Source organism: Acetobacter sp. (assembly GCF_052102375.1).
GTDB lineage: Bacteria > Pseudomonadota > Alphaproteobacteria > Acetobacterales > Acetobacteraceae > Acetobacter.
This window is the reverse complement of the sequence record NZ_JBQDXI010000005.1, coordinates 58,803-78,087: the sequence shown is the minus strand read 5'-3', so window position 1 is coordinate 78,087 and position 19,285 is coordinate 58,803. Positions and strand designations below refer to the sequence as shown.

The 19,285-nt window shown below is 54.7% G+C and carries 16 protein-coding genes; 10 read left to right on the top strand and 6 right to left on the bottom strand.

Going from position 1 to position 19,285, the window contains the following annotated elements; translation table 11 throughout:
• Positions 1–109 precede the first annotated feature (109 nt).
• Positions 110–1,402: an L-dopachrome tautomerase-related protein gene (locus ACTIDN_RS03460; protein WP_441375984.1), complete on the top strand. Its 1,293-nt coding sequence runs from the start codon at positions 110–112 to the stop codon at positions 1,400–1,402.
• Between the two features lie 44 nt (positions 1,403–1,446).
• Here ACTIDN_RS03460 and ACTIDN_RS03455 read toward each other — a convergent pair whose 3' ends face one another.
• The 4 genes from ACTIDN_RS03455 to rph all read right to left on the bottom strand — a co-directional run bounded on the left by ACTIDN_RS03455 (position 1,447) and on the right by rph (position 4,133).
• Positions 1,447–1,782 (bottom strand): hypothetical protein, encoded by a 336-nt coding sequence (locus ACTIDN_RS03455; protein WP_441375983.1) that lies wholly within the window; start codon positions 1,780–1,782, stop codon positions 1,447–1,449.
• Positions 1,783–2,706: an S-methyl-5-thioribose kinase gene (gene mtnK / locus ACTIDN_RS03450; RefSeq protein WP_441375982.1), complete on the bottom strand. Its 924-nt coding sequence runs from the start codon at positions 2,704–2,706 to the stop codon at positions 1,783–1,785. It abuts the gene before it with no gap.
• Between the two features lie 95 nt (positions 2,707–2,801).
• Positions 2,802–3,401, bottom strand: coding sequence for an RdgB/HAM1 family non-canonical purine NTP pyrophosphatase (gene rdgB, locus ACTIDN_RS03445; protein WP_441375981.1), 600 nt, complete (start codon positions 3,399–3,401; stop codon positions 2,802–2,804).
• 3 nt (positions 3,402–3,404) lie between these two features.
• On the bottom strand, positions 3,405–4,133 hold the full coding sequence (rph, locus tag ACTIDN_RS03440; RefSeq protein ID WP_048839162.1) for a ribonuclease PH: 729 nt from the start codon (positions 4,131–4,133) through the stop codon (positions 3,405–3,407).
• Positions 4,134–4,298: 165 nt separating this feature from the next.
• Here rph and hrcA point away from each other — a divergent pair, with 165 nt between their 5' ends.
• The 9 genes from hrcA (at position 4,299) to ACTIDN_RS03395 (ending at position 14,519) form a co-directional block, all read left to right on the top strand.
• Entirely contained in the window at positions 4,299–5,372 is a 1,074-nt protein-coding gene (gene hrcA / locus ACTIDN_RS03435; protein ID WP_441375980.1) for a heat-inducible transcriptional repressor HrcA, read from the top strand.
• 79 nt (positions 5,373–5,451) lie between these two features.
• Positions 5,452–8,163 carry a penicillin-binding protein 1A gene (locus ACTIDN_RS03430; protein ID WP_441375979.1) on the top strand — a complete coding sequence of 904 codons (2,712 nt, stop codon included), beginning with the start codon at positions 5,452–5,454 and terminating at the stop codon, positions 8,161–8,163.
• A 52-nt stretch (positions 8,164–8,215) separates the two neighbouring features.
• A protein-coding gene (gene prfB, locus ACTIDN_RS03425; RefSeq protein WP_415509146.1) for a peptide chain release factor 2 occupies positions 8,216–9,347 on the top strand; the annotation gives its coding sequence in 2 pieces (ribosomal slippage) (positions 8,216–8,284 and positions 8,286–9,347; 1,131 coding nt in all).
• 465 nt (positions 9,348–9,812) lie between these two features.
• Entirely contained in the window at positions 9,813–10,520 is a 708-nt protein-coding gene (locus tag ACTIDN_RS03420; RefSeq protein ID WP_441375978.1) for an energy transducer TonB, read from the top strand.
• Between the two features lie 93 nt (positions 10,521–10,613).
• Positions 10,614–11,666 carry a MotA/TolQ/ExbB proton channel family protein gene (locus tag ACTIDN_RS03415; RefSeq protein ID WP_415508398.1) on the top strand — a complete coding sequence of 351 codons (1,053 nt, stop codon included), beginning with the start codon at positions 10,614–10,616 and terminating at the stop codon, positions 11,664–11,666.
• 2 nt (positions 11,667–11,668) lie between these two features.
• On the top strand, positions 11,669–12,094 hold the full coding sequence (locus ACTIDN_RS03410) for an ExbD/TolR family protein (protein WP_048839026.1): 426 nt from the start codon (positions 11,669–11,671) through the stop codon (positions 12,092–12,094).
• Between the two features lie 127 nt (positions 12,095–12,221).
• The gene (locus ACTIDN_RS03405; RefSeq protein ID WP_048839027.1) at positions 12,222–12,662 is read left to right on the top strand and encodes an ExbD/TolR family protein; all 441 of its coding nucleotides are present in this window, start codon (positions 12,222–12,224) and stop codon (positions 12,660–12,662) included.
• A 4-nt stretch (positions 12,663–12,666) separates the two neighbouring features.
• Entirely contained in the window at positions 12,667–13,902 is a 1,236-nt protein-coding gene (locus tag ACTIDN_RS03400; protein WP_441375977.1) for a tetratricopeptide repeat protein, read from the top strand.
• A 68-nt stretch (positions 13,903–13,970) separates the two neighbouring features.
• The gene (locus tag ACTIDN_RS03395; protein ID WP_441375976.1) at positions 13,971–14,519 is read left to right on the top strand and encodes a GNAT family N-acetyltransferase; all 549 of its coding nucleotides are present in this window, start codon (positions 13,971–13,973) and stop codon (positions 14,517–14,519) included.
• Positions 14,520–14,582: 63 nt separating this feature from the next.
• Here ACTIDN_RS03395 and ACTIDN_RS03390 read toward each other — a convergent pair whose 3' ends face one another.
• Both ACTIDN_RS03390 and ACTIDN_RS03385 read right to left on the bottom strand, forming a co-directional pair.
• Complete coding sequence (locus tag ACTIDN_RS03390; RefSeq protein ID WP_441375975.1) at positions 14,583–16,121, bottom strand: efflux transporter outer membrane subunit; 1,539 nt, start codon at positions 16,119–16,121, stop codon at positions 14,583–14,585.
• A gap of 4 nt (positions 16,122–16,125) precedes the next feature.
• On the bottom strand, positions 16,126–19,281 hold the full coding sequence (locus tag ACTIDN_RS03385) for an efflux RND transporter permease subunit (protein ID WP_441375974.1): 3,156 nt from the start codon (positions 19,279–19,281) through the stop codon (positions 16,126–16,128).
• Between the last annotated feature and the right edge of the window lie 4 nt (positions 19,282–19,285).

Below are 19,285 nucleotides of genomic sequence, written 5' to 3'. Positions count from 1 at the left end.
GTGATGGGTGAGTGGGGCAGGGAGGGTTGTTTTAGGCGGGAAGAGGTGAAAGCATGAGCATATACCCCTGATTGGGACATATTCTGCCGTCACTGAAAGTTCGGACCTCATGCCCCGCACATTCCTTACAGGAAAACCCACATCCTCTCCTTCCGTTGTGCTGGGTGCAAACTTGCATCCAAGGCTAAAAAATGGACTAACTCGCAGGGTAACCCTTCTGGCCGGACTGTGCGCAGCAACAAGTGGTGCTGCTTCTCTAAGCCCGAGTGCGCGGGCTGCGGGCGGCACACTGACAACAGGACCTAATGGAGACCAAGGGTTCGAGCCTGCCGGGACTTTTGAAATTGTGGCGGATTTTTACGGGCCCGGTCCTTCGGGCGTTGTGGTGACGGAGAGCGGGCGTATTTTTGTGGGGTTCCCACGCCATGCAGTTAACCATACAGGGGCAACACTGGGGGAGCTTGTGCAGGGGCGTGTCGTGCCTTGGCCAAGCGTAGCACTCAGTCTGCCTTCTGGTGCAGAGCCTGCCGACAGGTTGATGTCAGTGCATGGCATGACCCTTGATAGCCAAGGGCGCTTATGGGCCATTGATGACGGTAAATTGGCCGGGCAACCATTGTCCCCCGGTGCGGCCAAAATAATGTGTTTTGATATAGCTTCGGGGCGCTTGCTGCATAAGATTATTCTTAAAAGCCCAGCCCTTTTGCCGGATAGCCACATGAATGACCTGCGCGTGGATCTGACGCATGGCAGCCAAGGCACCGTGTTTGTGACAGATAGTTCTTTTGGGCATAGCCCGGCTTTGGTGGTTGTGGATGTTGCGTCTGGCCAACAGCGGCGGGTGCTGGCGCATCACCCCTCCACACAGGCAGAGGCTGGGTTTATGGCTGTCGTGGAAGGGGTGCCTCTTGTGTATACCCCAGACCAGAAGCCACGTTTTGTGGTGGGTGGTGCAGACGGTATAACCTTGAGCCCGGAAAGTGACCTACTTTATTACGCCCCTTTGACAAGCCGCAAACTGTACAGCCTGCCGACGGCTTTATTGGCAAACCCGACCGTGACAGAGGCTGATTTAAGTGCCGCCGTACGGGATGAGGGCGAAAAAGGCACAGCAGACGGTCTGGCAACAGATTCAAAAGGACGTATCTACACAACTAATTTTGAGCATGATTGTATTTTGCGCAGGAATGTGGATGGCACGTTTGATTTGATGGTGCATGACCCACGTATTTTGTCACCTGATGGTATTTTTTGCACAGCCACCCATGTTTATTGCACGCTTGGGCAATGGAACAGGCTTGCAAGCTTTAATGGTGGGCAGGATAAACGCCGCCCACCGTATCACCTTATCAGGTTCCCCATTGAGGGCGTTTCCGCTTATAACGCACAGGAAGAAGGATAGTGAATTCTCAAATTTTTAACAGAGTGTGATTTTAACACTAAAAATCAGAATTTACATTCTGGGTGAGATGCAATTTTTTGGGAAAATATTTCAAAAACGTTTTCCAGAGTTTCCGCACTATTTCCGTGAGTTAAAAGATTTTTTGCAAACAAGAGTGCAGTTTTTTTACGGATTGCAATTTTATGATGATCCTTCAAGGCCGAAAAGTCTGCAACATGCGCGTAGCCAATAATGCGGCGTATAATTTCTGTGGCACAATAACCTAAAGCATCTTGAAAAATAGTCTGTATGAACTTCTTTTTGTTTTCATAAGAGTTTTTTGAAGAAGAGTCTTTCTCGTAATAATGTGTTGATGGGTCAGGGTTTTTGGGGGCGGCCATTCAGAGTTTTAAAAATTCTGACTCGAATGAAAGCCAGAATTTCTCAATCATTTTGATCTGAAGAGATGTTTTTTCGATATTCTCTTGTGAGAAAAGGCTCAGGAACAGGTTGGCCATAAAGAGCCCTATGTCAAACCCGATAGGCCCGTAGGTTGCAAATTCGCCATCAATAACACGCGTATCAGACTGGGTAGCCATCACAGAGCCTGTATGCAGGTCTCCATGTAAAAGAGCTTGAGGGTTTGAGAGAAATTTCAAACGCAAATCATCAACGCGCGTTTTCACAGTCGGGTTTGCACGTATGTCTGCTACAGTAGCAGTCAGCTCTGTCTCCGCCCAATGGTTGCGCGGGTGGGAGAAGTAAGGGTCTGTCAGGACAAGATCTACAGTTATCCGGGTAAGTGTCTGGTTGCGCGCAAAAAGAATGCGCCGGTCCATGGTTTTTTCAAAAGATTCCGAAAATAAAGAGGTGTGGAATGTGCTGCGGGCCACAAAAAGTCCAACATGCACAGCGCTTTGCTCAGGGGCTGTTCCGCCCATCAGGGCTGTGCGTAGCACTGTATGGTCAGCAAGGCTTTCGACAATTAAAATAAACTGCTCAGGGTCAAAATGCAGGCACTCTGTTGTCAGGTCAGGCACAGAGCTAAAAACTTCCCGCAGGTAGGAGGCTTCAAAAAATGTGCGGTCAAGCGGCATTTTCCAAGAAGGATCTACGCGCACATGGGGGAGAGCCTGTTTTAGACAAAGCCCTCCTTTTGGCCCGTGTGCCAGAAAAACCATATTCAGGTTGCCATCGCTGACTTCGCGTATGGTCCAGTCGGCAGGGTTCCCGCCAAGGCGGGCTGCAAGATGGGGGAGTTTGGCTACATAAGCCCGAACACCCTCAGCATCCACAGTGCGGTAAGCGGATTGGGGTGTGCTCATGGGGAGTGATCCTGACAGACTTTATAAAAATACAGCCGGAGCATAAGGCCCCGGCTGTACAAGCCTATCAGACGAAAAAAAGCTTTGCCAAGGCTTCAGGCTAGGCACTCTTTCTTAAACAGCGCAAAGGCGCGGGCACGGTGGCTGATGGCATTTTTTTCTGCCTCATCTATTTCCGCAAAGGTTCGTGTTTCACCCTCTGGGGTAAAAATAGGGTCATAACCATGCCCTTTGTCCCCGCGTGGGGGCCACGTAATCTGCCCATCTACCCGTCCGGCAAAGCTGTAGGATGTGCCGTCCGGAAACGCCAGACACAGGACGCAGGTAAACCACGCATCCCGTTCATCTTGGCCAATGCCTTCTTGTATGCGGGTCATGGCTGCCAGAAAATCCTTGTCCGGCCCCGCCCAGCGGGCAGAGTAGATGCCGGGTGCGCCGCCAAGAGCAGAAACGCACAATCCGGAGTCATCCGCCAGTGCGGGCAGGCCTGTTGCCTTGGCGGCGGCCAAAGCTTTCAGGGCGGCATTGCCAGCAAAAGTGGTCTCGGTCTCCTCGGGTTCTGGCAGATCCAGGTCCCCGGCGGAGAGAACGGTAATCCCAAAGTCTGCCAGCAGAGTGGAAAACTCTGCCAGCTTGCCTTTGTTATGGCTGGCCAGCACCAGTTTGGTGCCAGCTTTCAGGGGAAGGGTGCTCATGCCTCAGCGGTTTTCGGCACGATTGACAGCTTCTGTCTGTGCTTCAAACAGAACGGAAACCCCTTGGCGCGCCAGAGCGAACAGCTCGTTAAAGGAGTCTTCCGTAAAAGGAGACTCTTCGGCGGTACCCTGAATTTCCACAATGCGGCGGTCAGCGGTTAGCACAAAGTTTGTATCGGCAGCAGCGGAGCTGTCTTCAACATAGTCCAGATCCAGCACAGGCCCGGCGGCAGTTAAACCACAGGACACAGCGGCAACTTGCCCACGTAAAGGTAACTGGCGCAGAACATTGGTGGCCACCAGTTTACCCAGCGCCAGACGGAGAGCCACCCATGCACCGGTGATGGAGGCGCAGCGGGTGCCGCCATCTGCGTTCAGCACGTCACAGTCTAGCGTAATGCTCATTTCACCTAGCGCTGGCAGATCCACAACTGAGCGCAGGGAGCGGCCAATAAGGCGCTGAATTTCCTGCGTGCGGCCAGATTGTTTGCCCTTGGCAGCTTCACGGTTGCCACGGGTATGGGTGGCGCGGGGCAGCATGCCATATTCAGCCGTAACCCACCCCGTGCCTTTGCCACGCAGGAAGGGAGGAACGCGGTTTTCAACGCTGGCGGTGCAGAGCACTTCCGTGTTGCCAACGCGAATAAGGGCAGAGCCTTCAGCGTGGTGGGCAAAGCCGGTTTCAATGGAAATGGTACGCATTTGGTTAGCAAGGCGGCCTGATGGACGCATGAGAGAAATCTCCTTGGGGCAACGGTTTACCTGCACATAAAGCGGTTTGCGCTTGAGTGAAACATTATCCTGTCTTGTCAGATACGTTCCGGCTGCGCAGAAAGAAGGCTGGTGCTACATAATGCGGCTTGACGCATGCAGGTGTAAAAGGGAGGCCTGTTACCCATGAAGCGCGGTCTGCTGCCTGTAAAATCTGCCCTGCCGCCGGGGCTGGACGCACGTTCTGCAACTATTTTGCGGGAAGTGGTGGAGGAGTATGTGGCTAGTGGAGAGCCAGTAGGCTCTCGCACGCTTTCCCGCAGATTGGGTATGCCCCTTTCTCCGGCAACTATTCGGAATGTCATGGCCTCCCTTACCGAGGCCGGGCTGCTGTTCTCTCCCCACACATCAGCAGGGCGGCTCCCAACCGAGGCAGGGTTGCGCCTGTTTGTGGATGGGCTTTTACAGTTTGGTGGTCTGTCGGAAGAAGAGCAGGCGGGAATTGGGCGCTCTCTGGAAGCGCGGGGTCGTTCCCTTCAGGACACTTTAACGGAGGCATCTTCCCTTCTGTCAGGTATGTCAGATGCTGCTGGCCTTGTTGTCGCCCCCAAGGGGGAAGGCGGCATAAAGCATATTGAATTTGTAGCGCTGGCGGGTAACCGTGCCCTTGTTGTGCTGGTCGGGACGGATGGGCGTGTGGAAAACCGTGTGATGGAAACACCGGTTGGTATGCCGCCTTCAGCCCTTGTGGAGGCCGCAAACTATCTGAACACCCGTGTTCTAGGCAGTACCTTGCCGGATTTGCGGAAGCGCGTAGGCGCAGAAATTGCTGAAAACCAGACCATGCTGGACCAGTTGACCGCTGATGTGGTGGAGAGCGGTCTGGCTGTTTGGGGTGGTGGGAGCGATGAGCGTGGCGGAACGCTTATTGTGCGTGGGCAAGGCAAGCTTCTGGCAGATGTGGATGGGCAGGAACGCCTGCAAGCTATTCAGACCCTTTTTGACAGGCTGGAAACGCAGGAGACCATGCTGCGTTTGCTGGAGTTGGCAGAAAGCTCGGAAGGTGTGCGTATCTTTATAGGGGCGGAAAGCGGGCTTTTCGGGTCTTCCGGTATGTCCATGGTGGTCGCCCCCGCCCGGAACGAGACCAACCGGATTGTTGGCGCTATAGGCGTTATAGGGCCAAAGCGTATCAATTATGGCCGGATTATCCCGGTTGTGGACTATACAGCCCGTTTATTGGGCGAAATGCTGAGTTAAGTACAATTTCTGCCATCATGCGGTCATGATACCGCATGAGAAGGAAGACGGCAGAGCATGGGAGTGGTAAAGGGCCGGCATGACACAAAATTCGTCTTCTGGTGATTCTGGTTCGTCTTCCAGGCAGGATAAGCGTGTGCGTACACCGCGTTTCCGCCGTTGGCGTGGGCTGTTGGGTGGTGTTGCTGCTGTTGCACTTGTTGGGAGTGCCGGTGCCGGGATGGTGGTCTGGCACCAATATGAAGGCATAGTTGCAGACTTACCTACGGTAGAGGGGTTGCAGTCCTACCAGCCGCCGGTGATGAGCCGCTTGTATGCAGCGGATGACAAGGTGATTGCAGAACTGGCGGACGAACGCCGGGTTTTTGTGCCCTACAGTGCTATCCCAGACCGGGTGAAAAACGCCTTTATTGCCGCTGAGGACCAGAAATTCTGGACCCACAAAGGGGTAGACCCGCTGGCTATTATCCGTGCGGGCCTGACCGACCTGACACGTGGCAAGGGGCGGCGGCCTATTGGGGCGTCCACCATTACGCAGCAGGTGGCGCGTGTCATGCTGCTGGGCAGCAATGCCGTTTCCATGAAAAGAAAGGCCAAGGAAGCTTTTCTTGCCATGCGGATTGAGCAGGTTCTGCCCAAAGAGAAGATTCTTGAGATCTATCTGAACGAAATTTATATGGGTAGCGGAGCTTACGGCATTGGGGCCGCCGCACAGACCTATTTTAACAAACCGCTCGATCAACTTGATGATGCCGAGGCGGCGTTTCTAGGTGCTCTCCCTAAATCTCCCACCAACTACAACCCCACTCGTTTTCCGGATGCGGCACGGGGGCGGCGCAATTGGGTGCTGGAGCGTATGGCAGAGATTGGCGCCATTACGCATGATGCCGCCCGCGCAGCTGAAGCTGAACCACTGATCCCCCGCGCCTTCGTGCGCCCAGGCCCAGCCCCTGGGTCCGAGTGGTTTGCAGAAGAAGTCCGCCGTCAACTTATTGAAAAATATGGTCAGGATGTCACCATGCAGGGCGGGCTGGATGTTCATACCAGTCTGGACCCGGACCTTCAGCTGACTGTACAGAACACGTTGCGGCAAGGCCTTCTGGCGTATGACCGTGTGCATGGCGGCTGGCGTGGCGCCATCAAGCATGTTGCTGGCGTTACGGCAGAAACAGCGCAGGACGGTTGGGTTGCAGCACTTCAGGCTGAGCTTGCGCCTCCCGGCATGTTGGACCAGTGGCGTCTGGCTGTGGTGCTTGACCCCGCAAAAGGCCGTGTTGGCTGGCTTGAAGGCGCTATTGTGCGGCGTAATGGCGCAGCACAAGGTGGTGTGCCGCAGAGCGGGCAGATTCTTGACCGCGACATTGGGTGGGCCCGCCGCACTCATCCGCTCAAGGCAGGGGATCTGATCATGATCCAGCCTCAGGCCAAGGCGGAGAGTGTTGCCCTGATGCAGATACCCCATGTGGAAGGGGCGGTGGTGACACTGAATGCCCACACCGGGCGCGTTCTGGCACTTGTTGGCGGCTGGTCTTTCCAGGTGTCACAGTTTGACCGTGCTACGCAGGCACTTCGTCAGCCGGGATCTTCATTCAAGCCTTTCGTATATCTGGAGGCAATGGAGCAAGGTATTTCTCCTTCCCAGATGTTTGACGACTCGCCGGTTTCTTACGGGACGTGGCACCCTAATAACTATGAGAAAGACTTCTGGGGGCCTACTTCCCTGCATGATGCGTTACGGGAGTCCCGTAACCTTGTGACCATCCGCCTTGCTGCGCATATCGGCATCAAGACTGTGGCTGATCTGGCAACGCAGATAGGTCTTGTTGACTCCATGCCTCATGTGCTGCCAGCAGCCTTGGGGGCTGTAGAAACAACCGTCATGAAGGAAGCAGCGGCCTATGCCACGCTGGCAGCCGGAGGGCGGAAGGTGACGCCTACTCTGATTGATGATGTACAGGACCGGCAGGGCAAGGTGATCTGGCGTCCGGACAGCGTTGCTTTGATCTCCGCATCTCAGGCTGAAGCAGCGACGGTAGACGGCAAAAATACGTCATCTCAGCAAAGCCAGCCGGATGCAGTCTTTCCCGGTGGCCAGCCTGAGCCACAGCCCGCAGCATCCGCTAAGCCGGTAACGGGAGCCGCTCCGGTCTTGGGCATTGATGATCTGCCCTATCTTCAGGATAACCGGCCGCGCGTGGCATCAGAGCAGAGTGCCTTCCAGATTACCGCTATGTTGCAGGACGTGATCCGCCACGGTACCGGTTTTTCGGCCGGGAAAGGCATTGATAGGCCAGTTGCCGGGAAAACCGGCACAAGCCAGAACTTTAATGACGCTTGGTTTGCTGGTTACTCCCCAGACTTGGTGACTGTGGTGTGGGTCGGGTTTGATACCCCACAGTCTCTGGGTAAAAATGAGACTGGTGGCGTGATTGCTGGGCCAATCTGGAACAAAGTGATGCGGACGGCTTTTGAAGGTCAACCGAAGCTCGACTTCCCGGTGCCGGAAGGTATTACCCTTGTGCGGTATGATACCGGACGTGGCGTGGGGATTGATGGCTTTAAACCAGACCAGATTCCGGGTGTGAGTGTCAGTCTGGCAGACAACGGGGCATCGCAGGAACTGACAGCCGCCGATACGGGTGCTGAAAACATGCCGGATTCGGAAAGCGACATGGCTGCGAGTGGCGGTGGTCAGCCCGGCAGTGGGGCAGGCAATGGTCAGCGGCCAGATGCACAAAGACCCGCTCAGCAGCCTTCCGGGGGTGACATTGGCATGGGTGGCCTTTATTGAGGCCACACTAAACCAGACAGACACGTCTAGCAGTTGATGGAGAGCAGGCCCCATGTCCGCCGAGACAGACGCCCTTAATGAACAGATCAAGCAGTCGGTCGCGCTGCTGAGGAGGCATCTTTAACTGGGATGTCGCTGAAGCCAGACTGGCAGAACTAAACAACCGGGCAGAAGACCCCGAGTTGTGGAACGACCCCGAAGCCGCTCAGAAAATGATGCGTGAGCGCACCCTTCTGGCAGGGCAAATTGAAGGCGTTCTGGCGTTGGAGACAAGTGTGCAGGATACCTGCGACCTTGTGGAAATGGCAGAAGCTGAAGCCGACACCGAAATGGTGCAGGAGGGCGTGAAAACCCTTAAAGCTCTGGCAGAGGAAGCCAAGCGCCGTGAAACGGAAAGTCTGCTTTCCGGGGAAGCAGACAGCAATGACTGCTACCTTGAAGTCAATGCCGGTGCAGGTGGTACAGAGGCTCAGGACTGGGCCCAGATGATGTTGCGCATGTACACGCGCTGGGCAGAAGCCCACGGGTACAAGGTAACGCTGATGGAAAGCTCAGAAGGGGAGCAGGCTGGTCTGAAGTCTGCCACCATTCTGGTCAGTGGTCCCAATGCTTATGGATGGATGAAAACAGAAGCTGGTGTGCACCGGCTTGTGCGGATTTCCCCATTTGATTCCGCAGCACGCCGTCAGACCTCGTTTGCATCAGTCTGGGTCTATCCCGTGATTGATGATTCTATCGAGATTGAGGTGAACGATTCGGATTTGAAAGTTGATACGTTCCGTGCGTCAGGCGCGGGTGGTCAGCATGTGAACAAAACCGATTCGGCCATCCGTATTACCCATATCCCGACAGGGATTGTGGTGGCATGCCAGACTGACCGCTCGCAGCATCGTAACCGCGCTACAGCCATGCAGATGCTGCGTGCCCGGTTGTATGAGGCCGAGTTGCAGAAGCGTGAAGCTGCGGCAGCGGCAACGGAAGCGGCTAAAACCGATATTGGCTGGGGGCACCAGATCCGCTCTTACGTTCTGGCACCCTATCAGATGGTTAAAGATCTGCGGACCAGTGTGGAAACCGGAAACCCGGATGCTGTGCTGGATGGTGACTTGGATGCCTTCATGGCAGCGGCTCTTGCGGCCCGTGTGGGCGCAACCCGCTCCGAGGCGAGTGCAAACGCACAATAAGCTGTAGAGAAAAAAGACACTTTTGTTAAAAAGCGGGCCCCATGTTCGAGGCCCGCTTTTTTTATATTTCGCTGATGTGAAGAAACTCTTTTACGATCCTGTGCGTTCGGCAGAATTTTTTTTCATTATCTTGCTGTCATAAAAAAGCGCAGTGGTTAGGGAACTGGTAAAGATTTCTTGATCAAATATGGCGTTTTTCTGCCAAAAAAGGCGAGGTGCCTGTTTTTTACGCTATTTGCTTTATACGAGGCAGGACGTATTTTACAAAAAGAACATTCTTGACATATGTGCTTCCAAATTGCCCAATTAGCGCCAGGAAGATGGCAGATATGCAGCTCTGTCAGTCTGCCCAGTGCTGAGGCACGAAATGTTGGGGTGTAGCCGCACACTCGACAAATTGGGCGAAGAGTGCGGAACACACACCAGCGTTTTATGGCTGGCGTGGAAGAAGGAGGATGTAGAAATATGAAGGACCACGCGCAACAGCAACGGAGACCGGTGAATTATGTCATCGGGACAGGAGCTGTTGTCGGTGTTGTCGCTCTGCTGGTTGTTATTCTGCTGCACATTTTAGCAGTTGTCGGTCTGACACTTGGTATGGGAGCTTCTACGAGCGTTCCGGTGCCCAAGCCGCCTATCAAGACCAGGGTTCTGCCACCACCGCCACCACCGCCACCGCCACCACCGCCGCCGCCGCCACCGCCGACCATGGCAGTGCCGCCGCCGCCATACATTCCGCCGCCGAAGATTCAGCTGCCGCCGCCGCCTAACCCGCCGATGAAGCATGTTTCGCGGACGCCGCCTAAGCATCCTTCGCCGCCGCAGACAGTAACGTCACCGGCACCACCGGTTACGGAGCCTGCGTCCAAGGCAGCGCCGTCTGACTCGCCGGATACAACGGCTGGTACGTCGCCGCTTAACAACGCCCGTCCGGTCTATCCACCGGATATGGAAGAAGAGAACATTGAAGGCCGCGTAACCGTAGCCTGTGACGTTGAGACAACCGGTATGACGAGCAACTGCTCCGTACAGGGCGTACAGGGTGGTCAATCCTTCGCTCAGGCTGCTCTCGACTATGTTCACAAGGCACGCTACCGCCCAGCGACCAAAAACGGGGTTCCCGTTAAGGAGCTGCACAAGGTTTATGTGATCAGGTTCAGACTGGACGACTGATCCCGGCGTTTAGCCGAATTACTGGGGAAACTGCCTGGTGCCAGATAAAGGGTACTGACACCAGGCCGCACAAGAATAAGGATTTTACGTTTCATGATCAGACTGTCTCGTCTTCCAGTGTCGGGTCTCGCGGTTCCGGCTCTCGCGGTCATGCTGGGCACGGCGACACCGGTCCTGGCTCTGGCTCAGGACGCCTCTGCTCCTGCGGCTTCTGCCCCTGCTCCTGCAGCACCTGATTCCACAACAGCTCCGGCTGCTCCGGCACCGGATGCAGCAGCTCCTGCCGCACCAGCTGACAGCGCAGCCCCTGCAGCACCGGCCCCTGATGCCGCTGCTCCAGCAGCCGCAGCACCAGATGCAGCGCCTGCTCCAGCTCCGGCAGCAGATGCTCCTGCAAAAGACACCAAAGAAGAAGCCAACCCCTACGGTCTGAGCGCTCTGTGGTCCAACGGTGACATCATTGCGCGTGGCGTTCTGGTTATCATGCTCGTCATGTCCCTCGGCACATGGTTCATCATGATCACGAAGTTCATTGAGCAGGCTCGTCTGTTCACGGCTGCTAAAGAAGCCACCAAGAACTTCTGGACCAAAACATCCATTCAGGAAGGTGCTGCTTCTCTGAGCGCCACCTCACCTTTCCGCTACATTGCGGATACCGGGATTGTGGCTGCTGAGCACCATGAAGGCACGATGCAGGAATCCATCGACCTGAACAGCTGGACCTCCATGTCCATCCAGCGCTCTGTGAACAACATTCAGAACAGCCTTCAGAAAGGCCTCGCCTTCCTGGGTACGGTTGGTTCCACCTCTCCGTTCGTGGGTCTGTTTGGTACCGTTTGGGGTATTTACCACGCTCTGACAGCTATCGGTATTGCCGGTCAGGCTTCCATCGATAAAGTTGCAGGCCCTGTTGGTGAATCTCTCATCATGACTGCTATCGGTCTGGCAACGGCTGTTCCTGCGGTTCTGGGTTACAACCTGCTGGTACGTCGTAACAAAGCTGCCATGGACCATGTGCGTGACTTTGCTGCTGACCTTCAGTCCATCCTGATCGGTGGTTTCCGTCACGGTGCTGGTGCAGCTGGCATTACGGTCCGCGCTGATAACTCCCCGACCACATCAACTGTTTCTAACCGGGTAGGCTAATCATGGGTATGTCTGTCGGAGACAGCGGGGGGGAAGACGACGTCGTATCTGCTATCAATACGACCCCCCTCGTCGATGTCATGCTGGTGTTGCTGATCATCTTTCTGATCACAATTCCGGTCGCAACGCACACGGTAAAGGTTAAATTACCGAAGGATATGAACCAGCCGACACAGACCAAAATGGGAAATGTCGTGCTTGCAGTGACGGAGAACGGACAGGCATACTGGGACGAAACGCCGATTAAAGGACGTGCTGATCTTATGAGCCGTCTGGAAAAGGTCGCTGTCATGCAGCCCCAGCCGCAAATTCAGATCCGGGGTGACATGAAGTCCCGCTATGAATCTGTGGGTAAGCTGATTGAAGCCTGTCAGGAAGCCGGTATTGCACATATCGACTTTATTACAGAAAAGCCGAAAGACGGCTGATCACCTAACGAAGCCCTGCCTTCTACCCTTAGGGGTAAGGGCAGGGCCTCTGTCCCCCTCCTTCTGTTATCAGGCCGTTTTGGGCCCGGATGGCAGAACCAGAAGTTTGATAAGAGAGTGACAGCCCATGGGCATGAATGTCGGATCTGAGAGCACGACAGAAGACGAAGGCATTGTAGATATCAACACCACACCGTTGATTGACGTCATGCTGGTGCTGCTGATCATGCTTATCATCACTATTCCGTTGCAGACCCAGGCCGTTTCCATTGACCTGCCACAAGGCAATCCCCCGCCATCTACGGTGGAAACACCAGTCGTCACCCTTGCTGTGGATTTTGATAACAGCATTACATGGAACGGCTCCCCCATTTCTGGTGAGGATGACCTTCAGGCACGTCTGCGTGAAGCCGCTACTGGCCCTGTAGAAAACCAGCCGGAAGTCCATCTGCAGCCAAACCGGCTAGCGGATTATAAAACGGTGGTGCATGTTATGGCAGACGCCCAACGCCTTGGCGTGACCAAACTTGGTATTGTCGGGCAAGAGCAGTTTGCAGAAGGACAGTAAGTTTATGTCTTCCCATCTTTTACGCATCTCGCTGTTTGCCACCGCGGCATTCGCATTTGCCCTACCCATGGCCCACGCAGAAGACACGCTGAAGCTGGAAGTGGGTAAAGCGTTGCAGCAAGCCCAGAGTGCTTTGGCTGCACATAATTACACCAAAGCCATGGCCGCGGTGGATGAGGCAGATGCCGTAAAAGGCAAGACAGATTACGATTCTTACACTGTCACGCAGATGCGTGCTGCCGTGGCAACACAGGCAGGCGATGTCAGTGCTGCAAGCGCTGCGTATGATAAGCTCATTGCTTCTTCCCGCACGCCCAAAGCGACCAAACAGCAGATGCTGATGTCCGAAGGGACCATGGCGTACACCGCCAAGGATTACCCGCGTGCGATCAAAGCGATTGAGCGTTACCAGCATGAAGTGGGCCCTAACCCCACAATGGATACGCTGCTGGCGCAGTCTTACTATTTGCAAAAGGATTACCCCAACACAATCCGCGTGTTGAAGGCGCAGATTGCTGCTGAGGTCAAAGCTAAAAAGGCTCCGACCGAAGCACAGCTTCAGATGCTGGCGGCCAGTGCAACAGCACAGAAAGATTCCACTGCCAGCACCCACGCTTACGTTATGCTGGCAACCTACTACCCCAAAAAGGAGTATTGGGATCTGCTGCTGCATGAGCTGATTGTGAATGCCAAAATTCCGCCCACGCTTCAGCTGGATGTCTACCGGATTCGTCTGGCAGCCGGAAACGTGTCTCAGGTCCGTGACTTTATGGACATGACCGAGATTGCTGTGCAGACAGGCTTGCCGCAGTTGGCACTCGACCTGATGAACAAAGGGTACGAGGCTAAAGTTCTGGGGCAGGGTGCGGAAGCACCACGTCAGGCACGCCTGAAAACTTTGGTAGAAAAAGCTGTTGCTGATAAAAAAGCGTCTATCGCTGCGGATGAAGCCAAAGCGCTTCAGGCCAAAACCGGCGATGATCTGCTGAACGTTGGCTATAATTACGTCATGTTCGGTCAGGCTGATAAGGGCTTGGACCTTATGCAGAAAGCCATTGCGAAAGGGGTTAATGACCCCAACTTGGCATCTTTGCATTACGGTCTGGCTCAAATGCAGGCTGGCAAAAAAGCAGAGGCGATTGCAACGCTTAAAGCTGTTGAAGGGGACAACGGAACGCATGATATTGCCCAGCTTTGGGTGCTCAAGCTTTCCCCTGCTCCGGTTGCTACCAAGAAGTAAGAGACTTTTCCGTTTCTTTTTCGTTAAAAGGCTGTCCTTGTGGCAGCCTTTTTTTATTGGGAGACCCTATGCTGCGTGATGCTTTGCCTCATCCGCCCTTTACTATTCGTGCAACGCGGCAGGAGGATGTAGGCCTACTCCCTGACCTTGAATGCTCAGCAGCACAGAGTTTCAAGACACAGCCTGATCTGGCTTTTCTTGCGCAGGAGCCTGCGGCTATTTCTCTAGAAGAGCATGGCGATTGCCTCGCCAAGCAGAACAGTTGGGTTGTTGTTGATGCAGCGCAGAGGCCGTGGGGGTTTCTCTGTGCAGAGACGCACGGAGACACGTTGCATATTCTGGAGCTCTCTGTGGCACAGGTTGCTCAGGGCCAAGGGCTGGGAACCGCGCTGGTGCGAGAAGCCTGCACGCAGGCCCTAACCCGCCATTACAGGCGTATCACCCTCACAACCTTTGAGAGCGTGCCATGGAATAGGCCGTTTTATGAAAAGCTGGGGTTCGTCAAAACCGTGCCTACGCAGCAGGATGGCTTTTTACTGGATATTCTTCGGGAAGAAGCGGCTTTTGGGTTTCTTCCAGGGGTAAGGTGCGTCATGCACAAGCTGTTGGCAGGCTAGCACAGCAGCAGAAAGAGAGAGGCACCCAAAGGCTTATATGCCAAGGGGTGCCTCTTTCTCTGTTTAGCGTGTTTGAGACATAGGGTGCTGGGCAACATTCACCGGAGATTGTGGTGGGAGAGTATGCTCTTTCCATCCGCCGCCCAGAGCACGATAAATCGTGATCAGGTTTTGATAGTTAGAGACATCCACCATAATCTGTATCTGGCGGGATTGCAGGTAAGAACGCTGGGAGTCCAGTGTGGTCAGGTAAGAGTCTGTTCCTGCATCATAGCGCATCTTGGCCAGACGGAAGGCATCCTGAGAGGATGTGACAAGGTCATCCACCTGCTTTTTCTCATCCAGATAGGCTTCACGCGCAGCAAGGGCATCTGCCACTTCGCGGAAAGCGGACTGAACAGTTTTTTCGTAAGATGCAATCTTACCATCACGTCTTGCTTTGGATGCCTTAAGGTTGCCGCTGTTCATGCCCCAGGTCCAGAGCGGTATTTGCAGGCTTGGGTTCAGGCCCCATGTGGTTGCGGCTGACGTAAACAGCTTATGAAACTGAAGGCTGGAAACGCCGTCATTCGCTGTCAGTGTCAGACGTGGGAAAAACGCTGCGCGTGCTGCCCCAATATCGGCCTGTGCTGCCAGCAGGTCATGCTCTGCAGCCACAATGTCCGGGCGACGGTTGAGCAGGTCAGAAGGCACACCTGCGGGTAGATCAGCCAGAATGGTTTGTTGGCCTAAAGGCTGCGGGGCTGGTAGGGTAGCAGGAATAGGCGCCCCAATAAGCAGGGTTATCAGGTTTTCGTCTTGTGCCAGCTTGCGGCGGGAATCTGCCCGCAAGGCAGCGCTTTGTCGCACCTGTGTTTCAGCCTGACGCACGGTCAGCAGGTTGGCTTCCCCGTGGTCATATTTCTGCTGGGTCATACGCAGGGTGGCTTCCTGCGTTTCCAGAGTACTGTTTGCAAGGTCTAGGGCTTCTTTATCGCCCAGCCAGGTGACGTAAGCAGTGGCAACCTGAGAGACAATGCTGATAAGCAGGCTGCGCAGGTTGGCTTCCTTGGACAGAGCGGTTTCCGCAGACTCACGCGTCAGGCTGCGGATGCGGCCAAACAGGTCAATTTCGTAAGACGAAAAGCCAATCCCACCTTGGTAATATTTAAAAACGCGACCGTTACCAAACGCGGCATCACTTCTGTTTTGCTCCAATCCCGGCGCAAAGCTAAGGCCGGATGCACTGGCAGGGGCCTGATAAATAGGGCCGCCTGTGGCAGAAATGGTTGGGAACAGCCCTGCATGCTGCACATCGTACTGACCCTGAGCTTCCGCAATATTGGCTGCGGCAACCCGGAGGTCGCGATTTTCACGAATAGCAATGGCAATAAGGGCCTTCAGGCGTGCATCTGTAAAGAAGTCGCTCCAGCCAATATCGTAGGCGGCCTGTTGCATACGGGGGTTACCCGTGCCGGGGTAGGCAGGCCATGTTTTGGCCAGTGGTGGTGCAGGCCGTGTGTAATGCGGGATCATAGTACACCCCGACAGCAGCCCCCCAGCCAAAGCCAGGGAAACTGCGCGCAAACGGAGTGTGCGGGAAGAAGGCGTGAAAGCTGGCATACTCTTATTCGCTTTCATGGAGGGTCTGGACGGGGACGGCTTGTTCCTGACGTTCGCTAAGGCGTTTGACCCGGAACAGACGCAGCACCGCGATAAAGAAGACCGGCACAAAATAGACAGCCAGAAGGGTTGCTGTTGCCATCCCGCCAACCACGGCAGTGCCAATGGCAATGCGGGAAGCAGACCCGGCACCAGACGCAATGGCCAACGGAAACACACCAACCACAAAGGCGATGGAGGTCATGAGAATGGGGCGAAGACGCTCACGCGCTGCTGTTTGCACAGCTTCTTCAAGGCTTTCGCCGCGTTCAAATCCGGCTTTGGCGAACTCCACAATTAGAATGGCATTTTTGACTGCCAGACCAACCGTGGTGAGCAGACCCACCTGAAAATACACGTCGTTAGCCATGCCCCGTAAGAGCGTTGCCGCAATGGCACCCAGAACACCCAGAGGCACCACCAGAATAACGGCAAACGGAATGGCCCAGCTTTCATACAGAGCCGCCAGACAGAGCAGAATAACAATAGCTGCCAGAGCATAAAGCGGGCCGGTGGCGGAGCCAGAGGCAAGCTGTTCGAAAGACAGGCCGGTCCATTCATACCCTATGCCGGTAGGCAGTTTTTCCAGAATAGCCTTGATGGCTGCAATGGAATCCCCAGAACTGTAACCCGGTGCTGGCTGGCCCAGAATTTCAAAGGAGTTCAGGCCGTTATAGTCTTCCACCTTCTGCGGACCCATGATCCAGTGCCCGCTGACAAAGGCATTCATGGGGGTAAGGGTGTTCATGGCGTTGCGGATATACCATTTGTTCAGGTCCTGCGGCAGCATACGGCCTTCCGGAATACCCTGAATGTAAACCTGCTTTACACGGTCATCCCGCGTAAACTGGTTGACGTAAATGGACCCCAAAGCACCTTCAATGGTGTTGTTGATGTCATCAATGGTGATGCCAAGAGCGTTTGCTTTTTCACGGTCAATGTCCAGAGAGTACTGGGAGGCATCTTCCATACCATTCGGGCGCACAGCCATCAGGCGGTGGTCCTTGGAGGCAAGGCCAAGCACCATATTACGGGCTTCGAGCAGTTTGGCATGGCCAAGATGGCCACGGTCTTCCAGCTCAAGGTCAAAACCTGTTGCGTTACCCAGTTCCAGCACCGCCGGAGGGTTGATGGCAAAGATCTGCGCTTTCGGATTGAACCAGAAGTGCATCATGATGCGGTTGGCAATGGCCGCAGAGGTTTCTGAAGACTTGGTGCGGAATTTCCAGTCTTTCAGACGGATAAAGAACGCCCCTGCACTCTGTCCCTGACCGGCGAAGTTAAAGCCGTTCATGGCATACACGGATTCAACCAGATTACCCTCGGTCTTGAGGATGTAATCCGTGATTTCGTGGTTCATCTGCGCCGTTTTTTCCATTGGCGTATTGGGTGGCATGGTGACCTGCCCAAAAATCAGTCCCTGGTCTTCATCCGGTAAGAAGCCGCCCGGCAGCTTCATGAACAGAAACACAGCCAGACCGGTAATGATGGCAAACCCGATGAAGGACACTACCATACGGCTGACAAGGAAATTGACCCCACGCAGGTAACCGTTGGTGAGCTTGTGGAAGTTACGGTTGAACCAGCCAGCAAGGCCGGTATCTTTCTCATGCGTACCGGGTTTCAGCATGGTGGCGCACAAGGCAGGTGTGAGCACCATAGCCACCAGTACCGACAGCCACATGGCGGCAACAATCGTGATGGAGAACTGGCGGTAAATCACGCCAACGGAGCCGGAGAAGGCCGCCATAGGCAGGAACACTGCACTAAGCACCAGCACAATGCCGACCAGTGCGCCGGAAATTTCATCCATGGAGACGCGGGAGGCTTCAACCGGAGAAAGGTTTTTCTCCGACATCACACGTTCCACGTTTTCTACCACCACAATGGCATCGTCCACCAGCAGACCCACAGCCAACACCATGGCCAGCATGGTCAGGGTATTGATGGAGTAGCCCAGTATGTTCAGCAGCCCGAAGGTGCCAAGCAGCACCACAGGCACAGCAATGGTGGGAATAAGAGTGGCCCGGAAGTTCTGAAGGAAGATGAGCATGACCACAAACACAAGCGCAATGGCTTCCAGCAGGGTCACGATAACGTCTTCAATAGACAGGGTGATGAAGGGCTCTGTATCCAGCGGATAGACGGTTTTCAGCCCTGGCGGGAAGAATTTCTCAAGCTCTTTCATCTGGGCGCGCACGGCAGCTTCGGTAGCAAGCTGGTTGGCACCGGGGGCAAGCTTCAGCGCCATGCCGGACGCAGGCATATTGTTGTAGAAAGAGTTGGTGTTGTAGGTTTGTGGCCCCAGCTCAACCTTGCCGATATCGCCAATACGGACCTGTGACCCGTCAGGCTGCACCTTAAGCAGAATGCTGCGGAATTGTTCCGGGTCTTTCAGGCGGGTTGGGCCAATGATGGTGGCATCAAGCTGAATGCCTTTTGCGGCAGGCAGACCGCCCAGTTCACCAGATGAGACCTGAATGTTCTGGGTTTGGATGGCCGCCTGAACATCTTTTACCGTCAGGCCGTAGCTGAACAGTTTTGCAGGGTCCATCCAGATACGCATAGCGTATTCGGCACCGAACAATGTGTGGTCACCCACGCCGGTAACGCGGCTGAGGGGATCAGAAATGTTGGAGGCCACATAGTCAGCAATGTCAGCCCCACTCATGCTGCCATCGGTTGAAATGAACCCCAGAACCATCATGAAGTTCTTGACGGCCTTGGTAATGCTCAGGCCCTGCGCGGTGACTTCTGTTGGCAGTTTGGGCTGAGCAAGCTGAAGCTTGTTCTGTACCTGCACCTGCGCAATATCAGGGTTGGTCCCCTGGGCAAAGGTGAGGTCAATTTCCATCTGGCCGGACGCGTAAGACTGCGAGGAGATGTATTCGAGGTGATCCAGCCCGAACATCTGTTGCAGAATGGGGCGCACCACGGTGTCGTTCACCGTATTGGCGGATGCGCCCGGATACGTCACGGAAATGGCGATCTGTGGGGGAGCAATGCTGGGATACTGCGCAATAGGCAGACGGAAGATGGACAGGCCACCTATCAGCATGATGATAAGGCTGATAACCCACGCAAAGATGGGTCTATCAATAAAGAAGCGTGACAGAGACATGGGT

Excerpts from the sequence above, each read along its gene's own strand:
- ACTIDN_RS03460 (WP_441375984.1), top strand. The coding sequence starts at position 110 with ATGCCCCGCACATTCCTTACAGGAAAACCCACATCCTCTCCTTCCGTT.
- ACTIDN_RS03455 (WP_441375983.1), bottom strand. The coding sequence starts at position 1,782 with ATGGCCGCCCCCAAAAACCCTGACCCATCAACACATTATTACGAGAAA.
- mtnK (WP_441375982.1), bottom strand. The coding sequence starts at position 2,706 with ATGAGCACACCCCAATCCGCTTACCGCACTGTGGATGCTGAGGGTGTT.
- rdgB (WP_441375981.1), bottom strand. The coding sequence starts at position 3,401 with ATGAGCACCCTTCCCCTGAAAGCTGGCACCAAACTGGTGCTGGCCAGC.
- rph (WP_048839162.1), bottom strand. The coding sequence starts at position 4,133 with ATGCGTCCATCAGGCCGCCTTGCTAACCAAATGCGTACCATTTCCATT.
- hrcA (WP_441375980.1), top strand. The coding sequence starts at position 4,299 with ATGAAGCGCGGTCTGCTGCCTGTAAAATCTGCCCTGCCGCCGGGGCTG.
- ACTIDN_RS03430 (WP_441375979.1), top strand. The coding sequence starts at position 5,452 with ATGACACAAAATTCGTCTTCTGGTGATTCTGGTTCGTCTTCCAGGCAG.
- ACTIDN_RS03420 (WP_441375978.1), top strand. The coding sequence starts at position 9,813 with ATGAAGGACCACGCGCAACAGCAACGGAGACCGGTGAATTATGTCATC.
- ACTIDN_RS03415 (WP_415508398.1), top strand. The coding sequence starts at position 10,614 with ATGATCAGACTGTCTCGTCTTCCAGTGTCGGGTCTCGCGGTTCCGGCT.
- ACTIDN_RS03410 (WP_048839026.1), top strand. The coding sequence starts at position 11,669 with ATGGGTATGTCTGTCGGAGACAGCGGGGGGGAAGACGACGTCGTATCT.
- ACTIDN_RS03405 (WP_048839027.1), top strand. The coding sequence starts at position 12,222 with ATGGGCATGAATGTCGGATCTGAGAGCACGACAGAAGACGAAGGCATT.
- ACTIDN_RS03400 (WP_441375977.1), top strand. The coding sequence starts at position 12,667 with ATGTCTTCCCATCTTTTACGCATCTCGCTGTTTGCCACCGCGGCATTC.
- ACTIDN_RS03395 (WP_441375976.1), top strand. The coding sequence starts at position 13,971 with ATGCTGCGTGATGCTTTGCCTCATCCGCCCTTTACTATTCGTGCAACG.
- ACTIDN_RS03390 (WP_441375975.1), bottom strand. The coding sequence starts at position 16,121 with ATGCCAGCTTTCACGCCTTCTTCCCGCACACTCCGTTTGCGCGCAGTT.
- ACTIDN_RS03385 (WP_441375974.1), bottom strand. The coding sequence starts at position 19,281 with ATGTCTCTGTCACGCTTCTTTATTGATAGACCCATCTTTGCGTGGGTT.